The organism is Streptomyces sp. 135, from assembly GCF_020026305.1.
Lineage (GTDB): Bacteria > Actinomycetota > Actinomycetes > Streptomycetales > Streptomycetaceae > Streptomyces.
In genome coordinates this window covers 656,211-675,607 of the sequence record NZ_CP075691.1, presented here as the reverse complement: position 1 = coordinate 675,607, position 19,397 = coordinate 656,211, and the positions used below count along the sequence as shown (strand labels likewise).

The 19,397-nt window shown below is 65.4% G+C and carries 23 protein-coding genes; all 23 read right to left on the bottom strand.

The window, feature by feature from the left end:
* Positions 1 to 59 precede the first annotated feature (59 nt).
* The 23 genes from KKZ08_RS03125 to KKZ08_RS03010 all read right to left on the bottom strand — a co-directional run bounded on the left by KKZ08_RS03125 (position 60) and on the right by KKZ08_RS03010 (position 19,395).
* Positions 60 to 467 (bottom strand): hypothetical protein, encoded by a 408-nt coding sequence (locus KKZ08_RS03125; protein ID WP_223772962.1) that lies wholly within the window; start codon positions 465 to 467, stop codon positions 60 to 62.
* A 202-nt stretch (positions 468 to 669) separates the two neighbouring features.
* Positions 670 to 858 carry a hypothetical protein gene (locus tag KKZ08_RS03120; protein WP_223772961.1) on the bottom strand — a complete coding sequence of 63 codons (189 nt, stop codon included), beginning with the start codon at positions 856 to 858 and terminating at the stop codon, positions 670 to 672.
* 244 nt (positions 859 to 1,102) lie between these two features.
* The gene (locus KKZ08_RS03115; RefSeq protein ID WP_223772960.1) at positions 1,103 to 1,309 is read right to left on the bottom strand and encodes a hypothetical protein; all 207 of its coding nucleotides are present in this window, start codon (positions 1,307 to 1,309) and stop codon (positions 1,103 to 1,105) included.
* The gene (locus KKZ08_RS03110) at positions 1,309 to 1,563 is read right to left on the bottom strand and encodes a hypothetical protein (RefSeq protein WP_223772959.1); all 255 of its coding nucleotides are present in this window, start codon (positions 1,561 to 1,563) and stop codon (positions 1,309 to 1,311) included. Before KKZ08_RS03110 ends, KKZ08_RS03115 begins: the two co-directional genes overlap by 1 nt.
* Before the next feature lie 107 nt (positions 1,564 to 1,670).
* The gene (locus KKZ08_RS03105; protein WP_223772958.1) at positions 1,671 to 2,525 is read right to left on the bottom strand and encodes a PD-(D/E)XK nuclease family protein; all 855 of its coding nucleotides are present in this window, start codon (positions 2,523 to 2,525) and stop codon (positions 1,671 to 1,673) included.
* A gap of 263 nt (positions 2,526 to 2,788) precedes the next feature.
* Positions 2,789 to 3,520, bottom strand: a complete 732-nt coding sequence (locus tag KKZ08_RS03100) for a hypothetical protein (RefSeq protein WP_223772957.1) — start codon at positions 3,518 to 3,520, stop codon at positions 2,789 to 2,791.
* 116 nt (positions 3,521 to 3,636) lie between these two features.
* Positions 3,637 to 4,194 (bottom strand): hypothetical protein, encoded by a 558-nt coding sequence (locus tag KKZ08_RS03095; RefSeq protein WP_223772956.1) that lies wholly within the window; start codon positions 4,192 to 4,194, stop codon positions 3,637 to 3,639.
* 56 nt (positions 4,195 to 4,250) lie between these two features.
* Positions 4,251 to 4,406, bottom strand: coding sequence for a hypothetical protein (locus KKZ08_RS03090; protein ID WP_223772955.1), 156 nt, complete (start codon positions 4,404 to 4,406; stop codon positions 4,251 to 4,253).
* A complete protein-coding gene (locus KKZ08_RS03085; RefSeq protein ID WP_223772954.1) occupies positions 4,406 to 4,654 on the bottom strand; it encodes a hypothetical protein in 249 nt (82 codons plus the stop codon). Before KKZ08_RS03085 ends, KKZ08_RS03090 begins: the two co-directional genes overlap by 1 nt.
* Positions 4,654 to 5,571: an N-acetylmuramoyl-L-alanine amidase gene (locus KKZ08_RS03080; protein ID WP_223772953.1), complete on the bottom strand. Its 918-nt coding sequence runs from the start codon at positions 5,569 to 5,571 to the stop codon at positions 4,654 to 4,656. The genes KKZ08_RS03085 and KKZ08_RS03080 overlap by 1 nt, the downstream gene beginning before the upstream one ends.
* A gap of 77 nt (positions 5,572 to 5,648) precedes the next feature.
* Positions 5,649 to 7,274 (bottom strand): right-handed parallel beta-helix repeat-containing protein, encoded by a 1,626-nt coding sequence (locus KKZ08_RS03075; RefSeq protein WP_223772952.1) that lies wholly within the window; start codon positions 7,272 to 7,274, stop codon positions 5,649 to 5,651.
* A 30-nt stretch (positions 7,275 to 7,304) separates the two neighbouring features.
* Positions 7,305 to 10,451 carry a hypothetical protein gene (locus tag KKZ08_RS03070; RefSeq protein WP_223772951.1) on the bottom strand — a complete coding sequence of 1,049 codons (3,147 nt, stop codon included), beginning with the start codon at positions 10,449 to 10,451 and terminating at the stop codon, positions 7,305 to 7,307.
* Positions 10,452 to 10,465: 14 nt separating this feature from the next.
* Positions 10,466 to 12,313, bottom strand: a complete 1,848-nt coding sequence (locus KKZ08_RS38575; RefSeq protein ID WP_263303327.1) for a hypothetical protein — start codon at positions 12,311 to 12,313, stop codon at positions 10,466 to 10,468.
* Positions 12,314 to 12,358: 45 nt separating this feature from the next.
* The gene (locus KKZ08_RS03060; RefSeq protein WP_223772950.1) at positions 12,359 to 12,586 is read right to left on the bottom strand and encodes a hypothetical protein; all 228 of its coding nucleotides are present in this window, start codon (positions 12,584 to 12,586) and stop codon (positions 12,359 to 12,361) included.
* A 104-nt stretch (positions 12,587 to 12,690) separates the two neighbouring features.
* Positions 12,691 to 13,056, bottom strand: a complete 366-nt coding sequence (locus KKZ08_RS03055) for a hypothetical protein (RefSeq protein ID WP_223772949.1) — start codon at positions 13,054 to 13,056, stop codon at positions 12,691 to 12,693.
* Between the two features lie 3 nt (positions 13,057 to 13,059).
* Positions 13,060 to 13,488 carry a phage tail tube protein gene (locus KKZ08_RS03050; RefSeq protein ID WP_223772948.1) on the bottom strand — a complete coding sequence of 143 codons (429 nt, stop codon included), beginning with the start codon at positions 13,486 to 13,488 and terminating at the stop codon, positions 13,060 to 13,062.
* 36 nt (positions 13,489 to 13,524) lie between these two features.
* Positions 13,525 to 13,926: a DUF3168 domain-containing protein gene (locus tag KKZ08_RS03045; RefSeq protein ID WP_223772947.1), complete on the bottom strand. Its 402-nt coding sequence runs from the start codon at positions 13,924 to 13,926 to the stop codon at positions 13,525 to 13,527.
* A 1-nt stretch (position 13,927) separates the two neighbouring features.
* A complete protein-coding gene (locus KKZ08_RS03040; RefSeq protein ID WP_223772946.1) occupies positions 13,928 to 14,296 on the bottom strand; it encodes an HK97-gp10 family putative phage morphogenesis protein in 369 nt (122 codons plus the stop codon).
* A gap of 347 nt (positions 14,297 to 14,643) precedes the next feature.
* Positions 14,644 to 15,228, bottom strand: a complete 585-nt coding sequence (locus tag KKZ08_RS03030; protein WP_223772944.1) for a hypothetical protein — start codon at positions 15,226 to 15,228, stop codon at positions 14,644 to 14,646.
* A 189-nt stretch (positions 15,229 to 15,417) separates the two neighbouring features.
* Positions 15,418 to 16,242, bottom strand: a complete 825-nt coding sequence (locus KKZ08_RS03025; protein WP_223772943.1) for a P22 phage major capsid protein family protein — start codon at positions 16,240 to 16,242, stop codon at positions 15,418 to 15,420.
* Between the two features lie 56 nt (positions 16,243 to 16,298).
* A complete protein-coding gene (locus tag KKZ08_RS03020; RefSeq protein ID WP_223772942.1) occupies positions 16,299 to 16,955 on the bottom strand; it encodes a hypothetical protein in 657 nt (218 codons plus the stop codon).
* Between the two features lie 53 nt (positions 16,956 to 17,008).
* The gene (locus KKZ08_RS03015; protein ID WP_223772941.1) at positions 17,009 to 17,713 is read right to left on the bottom strand and encodes a hypothetical protein; all 705 of its coding nucleotides are present in this window, start codon (positions 17,711 to 17,713) and stop codon (positions 17,009 to 17,011) included.
* A gap of 206 nt (positions 17,714 to 17,919) precedes the next feature.
* Positions 17,920 to 19,395, bottom strand: coding sequence for a phage portal protein (locus tag KKZ08_RS03010; RefSeq protein WP_223772940.1), 1,476 nt, complete (start codon positions 19,393 to 19,395; stop codon positions 17,920 to 17,922).
* Between the last annotated feature and the right edge of the window lie 2 nt (positions 19,396 to 19,397).

The following is a 19,397-nucleotide window of genomic DNA, read 5'->3' as shown; positions in this document are numbered from 1 at the left end:
GGCGCCAGAAGCGCCGTGTAGCGGCCTCTGCCACTGACCGGAGAGGAGGTGAGAAACCCTCAGAAGAGGGCCAATTGAGCGTCACCCAGGGGGATATCGAAGGTCTCCACATGGACCGCGTCAGCGGCACTGAACACGATCTGGCCCGAGCAGGAACCGAACCTGACAGCCGACTCCGGCACGTCGTACACCCAGACCCTGAAGCCGTTCTCATCCAATGCCGAGTGGAACGACGCGAACCAGGTCAGGAGGTCACCCAAATCCAGGAAGCCGCAAACCTCGTGCTTGCCGATCCCGCAAAGCGCGTGGTCCCAGCCAGGGCTCGGGTGTTCGGCGTCGCGGTGTGCCCAGCCCATCAACCGGAGGCTGGCTGTCACGGGAAAGTTCACGATGTACGGACCGACAGGGAACGTAACCCCGACGTCACTACGGGTCTGCTCTTCGTGGCCCACACGGAACACGCGCACGGCTGGTCTCCTCCCAGGCGATTTCTGTGTCACCACCGACCGGAGAGGACGTGAGAAGAAACGAAAAAAGGCCCCCCGACCAGGCACGGAGCCAGGCCAGGGGGCCAGTTGAAGGGTCAGCGGTGCGGCTGGGAGCCGCACTTACGGCCGCAGGTCCAACACCAGTCGGGGGAGCGCATGTCCTCCTCAGAGTTGCGTAAGGTCAAGAGGTGACCTCCTTCGAGACAGCGGACATGCGGGCCAGGACCTTCTCCGTGAGGGGGTAGTCACCGTGCTTGGTGGACATCAGGAGAGCGTCCTGCTCCTCCAGGAACTCCGCCAGCTCCTCCGCTCCGAAGTAGAGGACGAAGTCGTGAACGGGGTACATGGACGTCTTGCGGTAAGCCCTCACGGTCAGACCGCCTTCCAGACGACCTCAGCAGTCTCGATACGGGCTGACACCGTGAACGCGCGGTCAGGGTCGCGCCGTGGGCCACGGGACGCCGCCGCGAGGCCCGCAGCCCGAGTGATCAGGCCCTTCGCTGGCGCCGGATTGTCGTACGGCCCGAAAGTTCGCGAAGCGGCCCGACCGTCCGCGTAGGTTCTGGTGATGACAGCGCGAAAGACACGGCCATCGTTCGCGTGTGAGCGGGCCATCAGACCTCCTCCGCGAAGTAGGTGTCCCAGTCCGCGGCAGGGATCTTCGTGTACGCGGGCCAGCCGTCCTCCTCGCCAACAACGAAGATGTGGAGGTCCCGCTTGCTGCGCCTGGCCGTGCGGATGACGTTGCGAACGTTGGACTTGGCTTCGTGACCCTGCCACTCACCACGGCGGCCAGGCTGGAAGGTGAGGTAGGTCTCCATCAGCCGCCGGCCTCCTCACCCATCAGGAAGCGGGCCAGGCGCTCCACAGCGGCCACCTTGTCGCCGAAGCGGACACCGTCCTGGTAGCCGCGCCCGTTCGTGGCCAACTTGTCCACGTACTCCGTGGCCTTCGCCAGAGCGTCCTCGCGGGACATCGGGACAGGGACGACCACGGGACCGGACGGGAGGGCCGGCGTCACCGTGCTGGGCGTAGACGGCTCCACGACAGTCAGCGGACCGTACTCCTCAGCCACGTCGTGAAGCGGACGGGGGCGCAGACCCGAAGACGTGTACTCACCTGCGTCGTTCCTGGTCCACACGTCCCCTTGGCGGTCTCGGACATGGGTGAAAGCAGTCATGGTCACTTCCCCCGTCGCTGCGTGCCGGTGGTCATGGAGCCCTTGGACTTCGCCAGGGCCGACCCGATGACGTCCTTCGAGTCCGTACGGACCCAGTCGAAGGTCCGCCGCAGCGTCAGGAACGCGTTGAAAACCTGGCGGTCAGCACGCACACCCTTGAAGGACCAACCCTCATCCGTGATGTGCAGGACCGCGGCGGAGTTGACCTCCGGCATCGGCTCCTCGTTGCCCTGCGGGTCGATCACCACATCCGCGTAGCGGTAGGCAGCGAGTTGGAGGGCAACGTCGCTGTACGTGCTCTTCGACGTCTTGTAGTCGACCATGATCAGGATGGGGGTGCCGGATCGGTCCGGGGTGATGCGGACGCCAGTCGGTCCGCCAGCCTCCACCCAGACACGGAGGATCGCATCGAAGCTGCCGGCGTAATTGTGCTCGTACGACCAGGCGACGTCTTCAGCGCGAACCAGCTCCGGGTTCACGGCGGCCAGGAACTCCCGGAAGAACCGCACGTGGTTGACGATGTCGGAGTGGACGTAATCCAGCTCCTCACCGTTCATGAGCCGCTCGAAGGCATCGTGAGCGCGGGAACCGAGCTTCGAACGAGCCTCCGTGTAGCGGCGAGCAGCGCCGGACAGATACCGCCTGGCGCCAGCGCGGTCACGGGCGGCCATCTCCCGCAGGTAGTCGAAGCTGTCGATGGCCAGATCTGCGGCCATGCCGGCTTGCCACGGCCCCAGGAAGTCCTGTTTCGGAAGCATGCTGATGATGCTGGTCACGCCAGGGACTGTCACGTTCGGCGCAGTGTCGCGGAAATAGAACCGCGCACCTGCCTTCTTCACGGTGTCGATCGCTGTCATGGGAAAACCCCCAGGTAGAGAGGCTGAGTTGCCTTCTCTACTGACCGGAGAGGAGGTGAGAAGCCCCGAGGGAACCGAAAGGCGGGGAACTGTCCCGGCATTGGAGGTGTAGGCAGAGGGAGCCCTTAGTTGTAGATCTTTTTTATATGTGGGACGAAACAAAAATAAGAGATCTAGGGCTTTCTGGGGCCGCCCCCTCTCCAGCGCTGAAAACAGAGAAGGGCCGACCCGACCGGGCCGACCCTCGTCCTACGCGCTGCTCGCTACAGGCCTGCGGCCTTCGCCTTCGCTACCAGAGCGGCCCTGGCGCGGGCGTCCTCGCGCGCCAGCTCCGTGCGGCCCTTCCGCGGGAGGCTGATCCCGCAGTCCTCATAGAGGGCGTAAACGGCCTCCATCGGAGACAGGTCCGGGAATGCCGTGCTGGCCCTCTCCATCGCATCCGCAGGGAAGCCCTGGGGCCACTCGTCCAGCGACCGGAGACGTGTCACCACGACGTCCGTCATGCGGTTACGGACTGCCTTCACCAGAGATTTGTGTACGGCCGCCGGCATGTGTTCCTGGGCGCCCGCGTACATGTCACGGGCAATGTCCTTCGTGAACTTCGATTCAGCGGTAATGTCGGGCAACCCGCACTTATTCAGCATCTTCAGGCGCGCGTCCACGACCAGCTCGGCAATGGGTACAGCCGCATCCGCTGGCCGCATTCCCTGATCAGCAGCCTTACGAAACAGGTTCACGCCCCTAGTGACCATGGCTGGCACACCCCGCACGTCTGTGTAGGGCCGCAGGGTCACAGTCGCAGCGGGACCAGACGTGACCAGAGCCTCCGCCAGGGCCATGTGGAGGGCCTCCTGGTCCTGCGGTCGGCACTCTTGAATAGCGGCAGTCGCGCGCCTGGCCTCTTCCTGCGCCCGCTTCGTGGCGCCCTCCTTCAACAGGTCAGCGACACGGTCAACCAGATCGTGCGCGGCCTTCTTCTTCGATGCGGGGGGCATGGGGGTTCCCTTGATCGTCAACGGCTGGACGGCCAAAATACCGTACCGTAGCCGCCCCAAGAGAGTCGCCTGGAACGCAAAAAGGGACCCCCGAAGGGGCCCCAATCAGCCATGGTTCAGACGACGAGCGAGTCAGCGAGCCCGGCCACGCCCTCCAGGGAGCCACCGTTCACGATCTCGTGGTCTGCCGGGTAGTCGAGCATCTCCCGCTCACTGGGATGCGAGCCTGGCGTCTGGCCAGGGCGTTTCACGCGGACGATGTCGAAGCCGTGCATCGTCAGGTAGTCCGCTTCGTTCTGGTAGCGGACGTCAGTGAAGACGAGCGGGCGGCCCTGTACCTGGGCAGCGCGAACCTGGGGCCATGCTGCCTTGACCCAGAACAGCGGGTCAAGCTCCCGGATCGTCTGGCCGTAGTCCTGGAGGAAGCGGCGGACCTCCGGGTACCCGTCCTTTGCACACTCCCAGCCGATGTGATCCACAAGGGTGGACAGCCTGGTGTGATTGAGTCCGCCGAACCCCGGAAGGTCGTAAGGGATGACCGGGTCAGCCTTCAACGCTGCCTCCTTCAACTTGTCAGCGAAGGCGACGCGCACGTAGCCGTGCTTCTCCACGAGCCTGGCCGCGACAGTGTCTTTCCCTGCGCGGGACAGGCCCGTCAACGCGATGTTCTCCATGAGGTCCCCTCTGGTCTGTGGTGCTGCCATCACTGGCCGGAGAGGACGTGAGACCGTCAGGCGCCCAGAAGGACGCCCAGGCCGTTAACGATGTCGTCCACGGGGAGACCAGGGATGTAGCCAGCAGCCACAGTCAGGCCAGCGGCGGCCACGGCCAGGACAGTGCGCTTGTGCGCGCGAGCCCACGCGTAGGCGGTGCGTATCTTCTCCATCAGGCTCCTAGCTTCGTCGCGAGTGTCACCCCTGCCGAGATGACCGCGGTCACCAGGGCAGTGGGGACGGAGTACTTCCAGCGCTCCACGGCGCGGATGCGGGTCTCGTGGTCGACCAGCTTCGTGTCGACCGCCGCGTGGTTCAGCGTGGACGCCCGGACTTCGTCCCGGAGGGACACAAGCTGGTCGTAGATCTCCCTGGCACCGATCGTGACCGTGCCCAGGTCTTCGCTGTCCGGGTCAGTCATCAGTCGGTCCCGTCGGCCTTCGACTTGATGGAGAGGACGCGGCGCCAGCCGTCAGCGCCGAACACCTTGCCTGCGGTCGTCGTCTTGTAGTCCAGCTCCTGGGCGTAAAAGGCGTGAACGGCCTTTGCGGTCGCGTCGTCGTAAACGGACGTCACCTTCACCGCCGGCAGGAACCTGGCCAGGTTCCGCTGGAGCCAGCCGACGTACCAGCCGCGGTCACCGTGGCGCAGCTCCGGAAGGAAGCCGGACACGGCCAGCATCTTGTCCGGCCTGTCCGCAGGCGGCTTCGGCTTGTCCTCCGGCTTGTCCGCCTGTCCGGACAGGGTGGCCTCGATGTCCGCACGCACCTTGGCCATGTCCATCATGCGGCCAGGAGCCATGCCCGGGTCCCACTTGCCGGGGGAGCCCCACTCACCGTGGCCAATGACGCTCTTGGCCGTCCACTTGTGGAAGTCGCAGATGGCCGCGGACAGCTTCCGCAGGGCCGTGTACTGGGCCTTCGTCATCTCGTGACTGCCGGAGTACCAGATCTCCACGCCGTAGAAGCAGTCGTTACCGTCGACCGTGGCCTGGTTGTCCGCCGGAGGGTAGGCGCCGTAATCCTCTGACCGGACAGCGGCCAGAACGTCCGGGTCACCCATGCCGGCATGGTTGGCTCGACCCCAGCCGATCAGGTGGACAGTGCCGTCCTGGGCCAGGCCGAAGTGGGACAGGGGGCCAGGGAGTCCGGCCACACCACCACGTAGGAGGGCACGCTGGTCGCGGCTGTCCGACCCAGTGTGGTGGACCATGAAGCCGTTGACCGGACCCCAGGCCTTGCCGGTCGCGCGGTCACGGCTATGTGTCCGCCAGTTCTTGTACTCCGCAAACTTCACGCCCCACTTGCGGAGCTGGGTCAGGAGATCGTCAGGAGACATGGGGGAAGCCATAAAAGGTCCTTCCAAGAAAGGGGGCGGCCCCGGACAGTGCGCGGTCATGCCCGGGGCCAGGGGGATTACTGAATGTCCGTAGCTACTGCGCTACCGCCAGACGTCGTGCCATCGACCAGACCGCCGTTAACGTTCGTGCCGCCAATCTGGCGCAGGTCGTTGCCCCAGCGGGAGGTGTTGGTCACGGCGCCGATAGAGAGGCCGTAACTCATCTTGTTCGCGTTGTCCGAGTTGGGACGGACCGTGTTGCCCGTGAACGTCAGGGCGTTCTGGCCGTCAGAGGCGCGGATGCCGCTGAAACCACCGTTCGTGGCACGGCTGGCACCCTTCACGAAGTTGTCCCGGACGTGGATGTACGACGACGTCTGAAGCAGGATCCCTTCGTTCCAGGCGTCGCGGACCTGGTTGCCCACGATGCTGGAGTTGTCGGAGTCCACGCATGTGATGCCTCGACCGCCGGGCCACCAGACCGTGTTACCGGTCAACGTCATGTTGTTCATGTTCTCGGTGCTGATCCCGGTACCTGCCACGTTCGCGATCACGTTGTTTCCCAGCGTGGCACGGGACACGTATCGCATCCGGATGCCTGCCTGACCACCTGACGTGCCGTCGATGGTGTTGCCGACAACAGTGAGGTTCAAGACAGTGCCGGATGTCTCGCCCTGAGCCACGATCGCGTTGTCGTAACCACCGCCGCCGCGGAAGCTGTTGCCCGTCACCGTGATGTTCCGCATGACCTGGCTGGCGTTGGTCTGGGTGCCGTCCGGGAGCTTGGTGTCCTCCAGGTCCCCCACGATCACGGTCCGCAGGCGCACGCCAGAGCCACAGGAGACGAACGTGTTGGACGAGATCGTGACGTCTTCCCAGTTGTAGGCGCTGATCGCGAACTGGGTCAGGTTCTCGAAGGAGCAGTCGGAGATCCTGATGCGGCGGTGCCACTTCGTGATCGTCGCGGAGTGGGAGCCGATACCGCGCGGCCACGCCGTGGTCCCGGCCGTGCCGGAGTCCCCGAAATGACACGCGCTGATCGTGACGTCCTTCGTCTCCGTGTTGTCGTACGGTCCGAAGCCTCCGAAAACGCCTGAGGACTTCGCCAGGTCGAGCTGGACCGCCTCCGAAAAGTCACGGCCTCCCGGGTCCTTGTACCCCCGGAATCGACAGTTGGAAATCAGCGCGTGGTTCGTAGAGTTCAGCTCCACTGCGTGAAAACCGGGGACGTCCCGGATCTCCAGATCCCGGATGACGATGTCCTGGCAGTGGCCGAAGGACATACACATGGCCGACGACGTCATGCCTGCGGTGGTGCCGCGCATGTTCCAGAGGCCACCCTCCACGATGATGTTCGAGTGGCCCGTGTAGCCAGGGAAGTTCTGTCCCGAGTCACCGTTCAGCAGCATCGTTCCGCCGTGGTTGCGCCGAAGTTCAGCGCCCGCCATCAGCGTCAGACGAGTGTTTCCGTAGATGCGGATTGTGGACGCAGTCAGGTAGACACCCGGAGGTATCAGGACCCACGCTCCGCCCCTGTCTCTGGCATCATTCAGCGCGAGCTGAATAGCGGGAGCCGCGTCGACCGTGCCAGAGGAGTCAGCACCGTAGTTGGTGACCATGACCCAGGCGCGCTGGTTCATCGACTCCAGGCGGCCGGCAGTGATGTCCATACCGGGGAGCCATGAGGGAACGGGTGTCGTCAAGGGGGCCTCCTTAGCGGAGGGGAGGCCCTCCTACAGGGGTACGACAGCGGGGAATGCCAGGCGAATTGAGGCCCCCGCCTGATGGGGCTTAGTGACTCCGTTCACGGAGCGCACGACGGTGAAGGCCTGCGGTGACGTCGTCCCGCTGACTGCGGTCACAGACATGACTTCACCCCCGACTTCGATCGGGATGGGCATGTCCACCACGCTGGTTGTCCAGGGGAGGCCAGCAGAGGTCACGGTCAGAGTCGTGCTGGTGGCAGTGACAGCGGAGACCAGGGAAGAGCCATCCGTGTCGACCTTCGCCACCGGTTGCTGGCCCAGGACCAGGCGCAGGTTGTCGATCCAGACAGCATCGGCGCCCGCGGCAGCGGAGTTGTCCTTCCTGTACCGGAAGGTGACTGTCTTCGTGGAGGACACATCCAGCGTCTTGCGCGTCCACGGAGTGGCACCCTGCGCCCGGAGGACCTCCACACCATCGGCCAGGACCGTCAGGTAGTCGCCTGTGAAGCCAGCGCCGGCGGCTTCGGAGCTGGTGAAGTACCAGAAGGACAACTCAGTGGCGTTCGCTGGGATGGTCAGGACCGCGTCAGACGTCTGGTTGTTCGTGATCGCACCAGACTTCAGCGACCAAGTCCCTGTGTGGGCCTGGGCGGAGGAGCGGACCCAGGGGAGTGCGCCAGCGCTGGTCAGCGGAAGCGCGTAGTTGAGGTCCTCAAAGTCCTCCGTGACGACGTTCACGAGAGCCGTACGCCAGGGGCCACCAGGGGAACAGTTGAAAACGAGAGTCCAGCGGTACAGGTCGAGCGTCTCTGTCCAGCCCTCCACGATCAGGTCCACATCTCCATGCGCGACCCACGGGGGAAGGCCCGTCAAACGGATCAGGTCCCCTTCTCGCAGACCCAGGATCGCGGGGACGTGCGTCTCTGCCCCCGGCTTGTGGACAGTCACGGACACGGTTGGGTAGCGCGCACCATCGAAAGTGCCCAGATGGAGACGCCAGGACGCTGCCGGCTCGGTCTGGGTGTCGTGGGCCAGCGAAAGGGTCAGGGCTTCGTCATACCGACCGATACCATGCGGCGGTACCTGGACGGACAGGGGGCCCTCTGCCAGGAACGCGCGACCGGCACCACCGCCATCACGTGTCACAGTGATGTCGTTGCGGACAGCGCTGTCATCGTCCACGGGCTGGAGATCAGGGCCCAAACCAGGCGCCGTGTAGGACAGCGTCAGGACTGGGTACTGGCTGTAGAGGCTGGACCGATCCCGGTAGATCAGGCCTACCCGGCGGGGGTCCTCCAAGAGCATGCCGCCATCGGCCTGGGCCGCAGCGTCCAGAAGATTAAGGATGGTATCTCGGCGCTGGTACCCCACGCGCTCCGGCGTCAGCCTGCCTGGGATGCGGGACAGGGGAAGTCGCTCTTCGTCGGCCAGTCGGCGGAGACGCTCCCACGCAGTCTCTCCGTGGTAGGCATCGTCTGATCCGTCCATCAGCGTGGAATTCGCCGTGTCCAGAACGGTCAGATGGCCGATGCCCCACCCCTCCATGGCGGCGCCCCAGTTCGCGGTCAGGAAGGACAGGCGTCCGGCAGCACCCACACACGTATCCGTGAAGCCGCCGGCGTCTCCGCCTACGTCCTTCCAGTCGATGCGCCAGCGGACCGTGCCGTCCCCCTCGTCCCGGGCCCAGAAGCGCAAGCGCATCCACCCATGGAAGACGTCATCCCCAATACCCAGATGCGCAAGCGCCACAGTGTTGGTGCCGGAGCCGTACCCAGTGATTCGGGCAGTGCCCTTCTTCAGGGCGATGACCCAGCGGCGGACTGTGCCGTTCGGCGAAGAGAAGCTGATCAACTCCGTATAGTCCGCAGGCGGTTTGTCGTCTGCGGCATAGACGAACTCCACCTGCCAGGCGCCGGAAGCCATCGTCCCTGGGATCTTGGCCGACAGCGACGCGGCAGCGGTAAGGCGGGGAAGAGGAGAGGAGGAGGGCAGCGAGTCGAGAGAGGCGAACTCCACTCCGGTCAGGGCAGCGGGGTCCACGCCATGAACGGGGGAGTACGCACGTGTGGCCGCGCCTTCGTCCTCCAGAGGCCAATACGCCACAGGGTTACCCGACGGGATGCGGCGGCGGAGGGTCGAGTCGAAAGGCTTCTGGCCCTGGCCCAACCGCCGCATGATCCCGGACGCTTGGACAGGGGTCCAGATGTCGGAGCCGTCCAGCGCCCACTCCATAGGCCAGGAGGAGATCTCCCCCAGGAATCGGTCCTCACGCTCTCGGATCTCCGCCCCGCCGGACAGGGTCCACACACACCCAGCGGAGTCCGTGAACGACGTCGCTCCTGCGGCCTGGGCCGTGAAGTCCGGCGACGCGACCACGGGACCGGTGACGCCGTTCCGAACCTCGAACCTGTACCCGCGACCTGAAAAAGGGAGCCGGTAGGCCGAAGGGTTCAAACTCAGGTCAGAGGGGCCGATCGAGAGAGGAGCCGTCCCGTTGAAGATGGTCGGGACGTCGGACAGCAGAGACCGTGACGCAAACTCGGTCCAGGGCCCAGCCAGTGACTCCGCCCAGTAGAAGCGGGTCTGCCGCTGGCCGGCCCCGTTGTCCGCCTCCCAGGTCACTCGTACTGCCGCAGTCTCAGGGAGGACAGGCAGCGGACGGCTAGCGAACCAGGCATCTTCTTGACTTCCGTCGCCGGACCACGTGAAGTACAGCCGCCCCTGATCCACGCGCAAGAGCCATGACCGCTGACCAGCCGCAGCGTCCCACTTGCCGATCAGTGTCTGGTTCTGCGGCCCGTACCAGTTGGGGGCAATCTCCGCCCGGACGTCCAGAGCAGCCGAGACATCCAGGGCCGGACCGTCAGGAGTGGTGACGTGTTGCCCGCTGTCAGGCTCCATCTGGAGATACGGCGTCCCCGGACTGGGCACAGACACCCTCACCCGCGTGTTGCGCCCGATCAGGCCGTACAGCGGGGACATGGCGTTCCTGGGGGAGTATCGGCCGCCCCGGTTGTTCAGGGTCAGGGAGAGAGAGGAGGGGTCCGTGGTCGCGCCCTGGTCCCGACGCCCACGGGAGATCACCTTCTGGTCCCGGACATAGACATCAGGGCTGACATCGGTCCAGGCGCCAGCCAGGTGGAACTCCGTGCGGATGTCGAGAGGGAAGGCCACGGCCCCCTCCTTTCTCAGTAAGTACCGAATGCGGTCTGCACAGAGCCGCGGCCCTGGGTCTTGACGATGCGGCGGATCAGACGCTTCATGTCCTCGTCCGCGCCGGTCACGTCGAAGACGACGCGCTGTTCATTGCGCGAGGAAGCGCTGAAGACGCCCTTCGGGGTGATGTCTGCGGTCATGCCTGGCAGATCCGACGTCAGCCCCTGAAGCTGGCGCCTCAGTAGGGGCGTTTGGGCGTCGATGCCTCGCATGAAGCCCTGGAGGACGGAGCGGCCTGCTGGCGTAAGGATCTTCTTGTCAAGACGCTCCGGGCCCTTCCAGTCCGGCAGCATGCCGGTAAGGCTGGAGAGCTTCGACTTCACGGAGCCGAACATCGAAGTGATGCCGGAGATGAAGCCCTTGACCAGTTGCTTTCCGGCGTTGATCAGTGCGCTTCCGATGCCGGACAGGGCCGACTTCGCCTTACTGGGAAGCGTTTTGATCCAGCGAACGGCGTCAGAGATCCACTGCTTAACCGTGGAGATCAGCTTCACGCCGGCCTGGAGCGCGATCTGACCCACCTTCGTGATCAGAGGCCGGAGAACGGCAGCAACCTGCCCGGGAAGTCGGGTGATCAGGCTGACGATGAACCGTGCGGCACCCGAAACAGCCTGCTTCGCCAGCGCCCACGCCTGGGAGAAGTCGCCTCGCAGGATCGCAGCGACCGCCTGAACGGCAGGGATGACGACGGTAGTGATGTACCGGGCCAGATATTCGCCCAGGATCGCGGCCAGTTGCGCGATGATCGCGATCAAAGGGATGAGGATCGGGACCAAGGCCGCGACTACTTGGCCCAGGGCCTGGAAGAGCGGTACCAGGGCGGTCAGGATCGGGGTCAGCGCAGGGAGGACGGCAACAACCAGTTGAGCCAGGACTGGCAGGAGCGGGAGGAACGCCTGGAGGAGCGCCAGGACGGCCTGGACCAAGGCGGCCAGGACCGGCTTCAGGGCGACGATCACCGGCTGGAGGCTGGCCCCCAGCATCTTGATCACAGGCGCCAGGCCGGACAGGAGCTGGCCTAGACCGGGCCCCGCTACCTCCAGGAGTGTGCCGAGAAGCTCACCCAGGGTGGGCAGGAGTGCGCCCACGGCATCGAACAGACCATCGAATAGTGCGGCGGCGCCTCCAGCTCCAGAGGCCAGGCCTTCCAGGAAGCCACCCAGGGCTCCGCCCAGCGTGCCCAGGCCAGAGCCGATGGCCTCGACCAGAGGCTGTGCGGCCTCCATCGCGGGGACCAGGCCAGACAGGAGGCCCTTCGCGAACTCGCCGACGCCAGCCACTAGCGGCTCGATCATCGGCGCCATGGCCTTGAAGAGCTGGCCTATCTGCGGGGCCAGATCATCGAAAATGTCCTTCATCTGGCCGGCCGCTTCCTTCAGCGGGCCCACCAGTGGCTTGGCCAGGCTTTGCATCTCTGACGTGACGTGGCTCTTCAGGTCAGAGAAAGCCGACTTGACTTCCGCGTTCTGGGCAGCGACGGCAACACCCAGGCCGAGCACCGCGAGCGGCACAGCGGCCAGCGCTCCAGCCGCCCCTACTGAAGCGGCAGCGATGCCCCCCAGGAGTTTCGGGGCGGCGGACAGCGCCTTCATCCCGCCGGCCATGCCAGAGCGGAGACCGTTGCCCAGGGCAGAACCCATGCCGCGGCCAGCGCTGGCGAACTGGCCCTGCGCGTTACGCAAACGCCCGTTGGCATCACGGATCATGTCGTCCGTGCCGACGCCGATGGAGCGGAGGGAGGCCACGGCCCTGCGGGCGCCCGCAACCACGGGGTTGGTGTCGATCCCCAGCCGGACCGTGAGGGACGCCAGCGTGGCCATAGGCCACCCCCATTCATTTGTTTTGCGGTTGTGGTGCTGCGGTTGTTATTCGGTTGTGCTGACGGACCCGCCCAGAGCTGAATTCGCGGCCATCACGTCACGCCAAATCTCTTCAGGCGACTTACGGCGCTTGAACCAGACCGGGATGAAGTCGGAAGCCTTCGTCTTCTTTTTCGCACCCTGGGAGTTGGCGACAGTCGCGGCGACGATGCCAGCCTGGATATCACCGCGAAGGCGAATATCCAGCGGGCCCGTGATCTTCTCGTACGCCATCCACTCCGTGAGTTCACGGGAAGACGTGCGCGCAAGCAACTCACGGACAGGCATGCCCAGATGACTGGCCAGGCGGAAATAGAAGGCTCGCTCCGGGCGGGCAGTCAGTTTCCCGTCAGTTCCTTGACGTCAGAATCCGTCAGACCGGAGAGGCGGGAAGCGGCCTCCACGACCCTGGTGAGAGCCTGGGCGCTCTTCTCGCCCAGCCGCTTTACCGCAGCGCCCTGGAAAAGGCGCTTGCCGTTCTCGTCCACGAGACAGGCAGCGGCCAGGCGAGCGCGGTAGTTGTCCAGGGCGTTCTCCTTCGAGACGCCGGACATGTTGTCGTTCATCATGGCCGCCTCGAAGCGGTCGCGACTCGTACCGTCCATGCCCTGGACCAGGACCGTTCCGCCCCACTCGGGGACGTCCACCGGCTCCCGCTGGAGGTCATCGGCGGAAAGGATGTCGTCAGCAGACAGATAAGGCACGGGTCACGCTCCGGGGGTAATGGTCGGCTTGCCGGTCACCTTGAAGGTCAGTTCGCCGGTGAACTTGTCGTCCACGGGCGCCTCCTGCGTGAAGCCAGTCAGGATGGCCTTGAAGGCCCAGGAGCCACCGCCGGCAGTCGCCGGAAATACCAGCTTGTAATTCCGCGCTTCGGTGTCCTCGAAGTCCTCCACGAGGTCATCGTGCTTGCGGGGGTCGTAGTTCAGCTCCAGGCTGACCTCCCCGCCGTCCTTCAGGCCGCCGATGAACTCGCGCCATCCGGCAACCGAATCGTGGGCGGTCACGTCGTACGTCTCCCGCTCAATCTCGGGACCGGACACCGAAGTGACGTTTCCGATTGCGGTGAACGTCGGAGTCGTGGGGGTCATGTCGGAGCGCTGGAAAGAAATTCCGAACGCGTCAAGTCCAGCCATGCGGCCAGCTCCTAACAAGAAAAGGGAGGGAGAGCGTCAGACCGCGGTCAGCGTCACGCGGTACTGCGCAGAGATGTGGCGGACGTCAGGGTCTGGATCGCGCATGGCTTCGTGCTGTTCATGCCGGATCGAGACGTCCGTGAAGCCAGCGACAGCCAGGGGGACGCGGTCCAGCGCAGCGTCCAGTGCGGCAAAGACGTCGTACGCCTGACCGAAACCTGGCGCCTTCGACCAGATATCCAGCGTCACCACGACGTCCAGGCCCTGGTGATCGTGCGCGTCGTCACGTGTCTCCGTGATGGAGCCGAAGGAGACGTAGGGGAAGGCGGCTGGCTCCGGGACTTCGTCGTACAGGCCGGAGATTCGAGACATCAGGGCAGAGGACGCGGTGGCCTTCGCGTAGATGGCTGTCTGGAGAGGACGCAGAGCGGTAGCCACGTCACCATCTCCGTAGGAGGCGGCTGGCGGCGGCGCGGACTGCGCGCTCACCAGTGCGCCGATGAAGTTGGGCCGCAGGGCCTAGGAAGGGCTGGGCCTCCATCTTGGAAGTGCCCTTCTCCACGTAGTACGGATACTCCAGGCGGAGGGAGGGGTCGACCGTCACCCAGGCCTTGCCGGTGCTGGCGTTCGTACGCGCCTCGATGGAGCCCTCCAGACGCCCCGTACGCTTCGGGGCCAGGTCCTTAGCCGTGGCTTCGATGGCCCCCGCCCACTCCTCCAGCGCCTGATTACGGGCGCGATTCATGCGCAGAGGGAGTTCACGCAGGCGACGGAGAGCCGTCTGGAGGCCCGATACAGCGGATGCCATGCGGGCCTCCTATGGGGTAGCGGCCTGGTGTACCTCGCAGTTCACGCGCAGGTACGTCCCAGGCTCGGAAGGTTCGAAGACGGCCAACACCTTGAAGGTGCGGCCAGGCTGACGCAGCTCGTCACCGCGGCGCACATCAGCGCGGTCGTCCGCGTACACGACATGTGTCAACTTCGCGCCGGACTGGTCTGCCACTGTCCGCTCCGTGGCGGACGGCTGGGAGACACGGACCCGGACAGGCCTACTGCCTACCTGGGCCCAGGTGTCCACCCAGCCGCCCATGCCGTCAGAGACACGGGTCCGGCGCCAGAGGTCAGCGCGTGCGTTCAGCAGACGAGAGACTCGACTCACCGCGCACGCACCGACCCGACGCCACCGCCGAAGCGCGCGGCCAGGCGGTCCCGCTGGAACCTCGTCAGCGCCAGGGTGCCTGTCTCCAGGTCAGTGTCATAGCCGGCGGAGTAGTCCCCGATCCGCTCCGTCTTCAGAACGCGGGAGACACCCTCACCGGAACGGAAGGAGAGGAGTTCCTGGCCGACCATGCGGCACACCATGTCGACGATGTCGGCAGGGACCTCAGGCAGACCGTGAACATATGTCACCTCGACCAGGGTCAGGTCCGCGACACTGAACCAGCCGCAGGAGCGGTACAGCGCGCCAGAGGGGACCAGCGTCCAACGAGAATCCGCGAGGCCGTCCACCGTCACCGCAGACACCGACCGGACCGGCAGTCCAGGCAGACACAGCCAAGGCGACGGGCCGCCCTCCAGAACCACGGTGCTGGTCGTCTCAGAGACTGGAGAGCCCGCCGCCTGACGAACCAGGGTGGAAGCCACGTCCAGGTACGCGGTAACGGCGGTCAGCTCGTCCAGCTCGATGGTGACGCCCCGGGCCTCCAGGTCAGCGACCGTGGCGAGAGGAGCCAGGGCCATGGGACGTCACCTCCTAGGTGGTGGACTTGCGACGCGCGGGCGCGCGCCTGGGAGTGGGAGCCTTGGGCGGCTCCGGCTTCTCGTCTGGCGCGTACGTGTACTCACCGGACCCGTCACCTACCAGGCAGGCAGCGACGTCATCCGGGATGTACGCCCTGGCCCCATTCGGGCCGATCACGTACGCCACGATCAGGCCGTGCTGTCGGTGAAGGTCACGATGCCCTTACCGCCGCGCATGACCCGACCGCCGTAAACGTGCAGGCCGCGAAGACGGTCACTGAACTTGTTGTCCGCACGCATGGCCTCCGTCTTCTCCACCTGGGAGACGTACGCGAGCGTCGGGGTGTAGAGACCCACGGCCTGGGGCGCGGACACCGTCGGAAGGTTCTCGGACGAGATGATCGTGAAGTTCAGGTAGCGGCCCAGGGTCGCGTTCCGCAGCGTCTCGCTGGCGCCCGACTGGTCGACGTTCATCAGCTTCGCGTCCGCGTCCAGGAGGATTGCCTCGAACTCCGCGTTGATGATCAGGACGCGCTGGGACTTCGGGATCTTGTTCTTGTTCATCGACTTGTTCATGTCCCTGATCACGTTCAGCGCGGTGGCCGGAGTCAGGTTCGCGGACGGGAGCGCAGTCGAAGCGCCAGCAACAGCCAGGCCCAGAAGAAACTTGTCGGCGTCCTCCGCCAGGCCCTCACCTGCCGACCGGGTGAAGCTGTCCATCGAGCCAGCCGCCTGGGCGCGGTCGATGTCGTCCACGTAGAAGTCGAAGTTCTTCTCCTGGTCGATCAGGAGGTCTTCCGACGTGGTGGCCACAGCGTCCGGGGCGGTCGTGCGGCCCGCGGCCTTGTAGTCCTTCACGGCCACGGCGCCGGCAGTGTTGATACGGACCGTGTTGCCCCGGGTCGCGTTGCCTTCGTACTCGCGATTGGCGAGAGCTACGGCGATGGTCTGCTCACGGAAGTCGGTCAGGAGCTGGGCGTTCCAGATCTCCGGGATGAAAGAAGTGACAGCCACGGAGGCGTCCTTTCAGGGGGAGGGGTGCCGGAGATCCGGCAGGGAAGGGGTCGGCGTCAGCCGCCGGAGAGGATGTTCTTCAGCCGTCCCTCGCGCTTCGCCTTCACGATCGCTTCGGGGGACATGCCGTTGAGTTCCTGGCGGGTCAACTGAGTCGGGCCTGACGCTTTGCGCGCGGCGCCACCATCAGCGGTGCCCTGGAAGCGCGGTCGACCGTTCGCGGCCAGGTATGGCTTCCGAGTCAGAAGGTCCTCGATTGCGTCGGCCAGCTCCTCCGCGTCCACGTCCCCGTTCGCGTCCAGCTCGAACTGGGACAGGTCCAGGTACGCCAGGGCGTCCGACGGGTCGGCCAGCTTGCCAGCGGCAGCGGCCTTGATCTCAGAGCGGATGATCCGCTGGTTCGCCTTCGCGTTCGCCTCGCGCGTGGCCTGGCGCTTGATCTCCGCAGCGTCGGCCTTGTCGTCCGTGCCGGACGGCTTCGGGGACCGGAGGGTCTCCAGCTCCTCCTCCAGCTTCCGGCGCTGGTCCCGCTCTGTCTTCCACCGAGACTTCATGGAATCCAGGGCCTTCTTGCCGGCGTCGCCCAGATCGTCAGTACCTGCCGGATCGGGACCGTCACCATCTCCGTCAGCGCCAGCCGGAGGTGCCTCCGGGGGAGCAGGCTCCTGCGGAGTCAGGGTCTCGTCGTTCGGGGTCTGAAGCTCTTCAGGCATCGTCAACTCCATTGCGGGGTCATCAGAAGGGGGGGGGGGCGACGCGTTGCGCGTCAGCGGAGAAAGCCGTTCTTGTACAGCAGTCGGATTGCGTGATTGCGGTCCTCGCCAGCCAGGCGGTAGATCTCCTCCGGCATGAGCCGCGGAGGACGTTTCTTCTTGCGGGAGCCAGTCCCAACACGCGTCACCTGGACCGTGCGGCCGAACATCTCGACCTGATCCATGGACTTACGGGCGTTCACGACAGCGGAGATACGCGCGCCATCCTGAATGGCCTTCGCGCCAGCCTCCCCGAACGTCTTCCGACGTTGCGCCGGAGACATCGACTCGAAGAGGTCCTCCGCGTCCAGACGAGTCGGGCGGTTCCGGCGGGTTACCGGCTCCATCGTGCAGTCACACCGCGGATGCCGCAGGAAGCCACTGGAGACGCCATACTCGCGTCCAGCCAGGATGATGCAGCGGGAACACGCGGGAAGCTCCACCACGCGCACGTACGCGCGCACGCCCTTGTTCGCGACCATGGCCGCCTGGTCCGCCTGGCGCCCCGTGTCAGCGACGACAGTGCGAACGACCAGGTCCAGGAACGCAGCACCACGGGCCATTGCGGCACGCGGGCTGAACCCCCTTCGCTGGGCGGAGATCGAAGCCGGAGCACTGCGGGCCAGAAGCCCCATCGCGTCGCGACCGTCAGGCGTCTGGGAAGCGAACTGGGCGGGATCGACCTCCGGCCCAGCATCGGGTCCAAGCAACTCACGCATGAACGTGTTGGACCCCTCCGCGGCGTGGAGTTGGCCAGCCTGAACGTAGGCAGTGACCCGGGGGAGGAGCCGGGCCCAGTCACGGGCCACAGACTCCGGCCGGACCTTCGCCCACTCCGCCAGGACAGCGCGAGCCGTAGCGTCTGCCACAGCCGCACGCGCCTCCTGGTGTCTGCGCGCTATGGGGTTCCAGGCCATGCGACCCCCTACGCGGCTTCGGCAGGCGACTCATCAGGGTCGGGTGAACCCTGCGAAGGATTACGCGACATGAGGCCTGTGAGCACACCCATGGGGTCGGCCTCCAGCTCCTTGTCCCGCATCACCACCAGGTCCGCTACCTCAGTCGGTGTCAGGCCGTACTTCAGGGCGATCCACTCGAAGGGGAAACCCATCTGCCGAAGCTTCGTGAGCGCGTCAGCGAGCTGGGCATGGGAGCGGGACTCCGCGTCAGCCCACACCACTTGGCCGGCAGCGATGGACTTAGCCTTAGCGTCTTCTCCGCGGGCCAGTGCGATCAGCCGGAACATCTCCCGGAGGGCCTGGCCGAACCAGGTCTGTTTCTCCTGCACGCGCTTGACCAGGCCAGTCTCCGCGGCCAGGAGGGCATCCCCGGACAGGTTGGCCATCTTGCCAATCAGGTAGTGCTGGGGGGTGCGGGTCTGCGCAGCAATGTGGGCCACCGCAACTTCAATGATCTTGGTGTACGCCTCCAGGTTGGCGGCGGTCCATTCAGTGACCTTGACGTTCTCGCCCGTGAAGAACATGACGCGGTCGACCGCGAAGCGTTCCATGTCCACGGGGCGGGAACCGACGATCTTCCCTTCGGCGTCCAGGATCGGGACTTCAGGGACCTCCGCGCCCAGGACGATGCGCTGGGGGAAAGAGGCGTAGTCGGAGGCTGTGAAGAGCTGAGCCCACAAGAGGTTCACAGCGTCCTGCATCGCGATCACACCCGTGACGTCAGAGACAGGCTCCTCAGTCAGGGTCGGGCGATTCGGCAGCTCCACCATCGGGACAACACCCAGCGGATTCGGCTGGGGGTTAGGCTCCAGGCCCGTGTCCCGCGGCTCCCAGCGGTTCAGCTCCTCGTCAACCGCCTGCATCTGCGGGGACTTCGAGCTGGCCCCCAGTATCGGGCGCTCGAACTTCCAGACGGAGTCAGCCAGGTACAGCGTCGCGTACGAGACATTGCCGTCATCCCAACGCTTCAGGGCCGCCCTGCGCTTGCGACGCGAGCCAGGCTCGTACGCCACGATGCACTGGGCCGCGTCCTCGAAGGTGACCTCTGGAGTGTCCGGGTCGTCAGGGTTGCCCCAGACCAGGACGAAGGACCGGCCGGCATTGACCGCGCCCAGGAAGCCGAGTTGCGAATCAGCGTCCAGGCCGTTCATCTGCCAGACACGCCACGACTCGTCATCGGCCTTCTGGGAGCCAGCAGGCTGGATGCCGTTAACGGTCAGACGCTCCACTGGGGAGTCGCTGACGACCGGGACCCAATTGTCCGCAAAGTTGCGGTACCGGTCACCGTGGAACTTGCGGAACTGTTCGGAGGCGAAGGTGAGGCGCTGGATACCCCGGTAGTAGTCGGAGTTCCGTTGGATCTGGGGGCGCCTGGAGATCAGTTCGTCTTCCAGACGCTGAACCAGGGCAAGAGCCTGTTCGGGGGTGGTCAGGGTCTCCACCT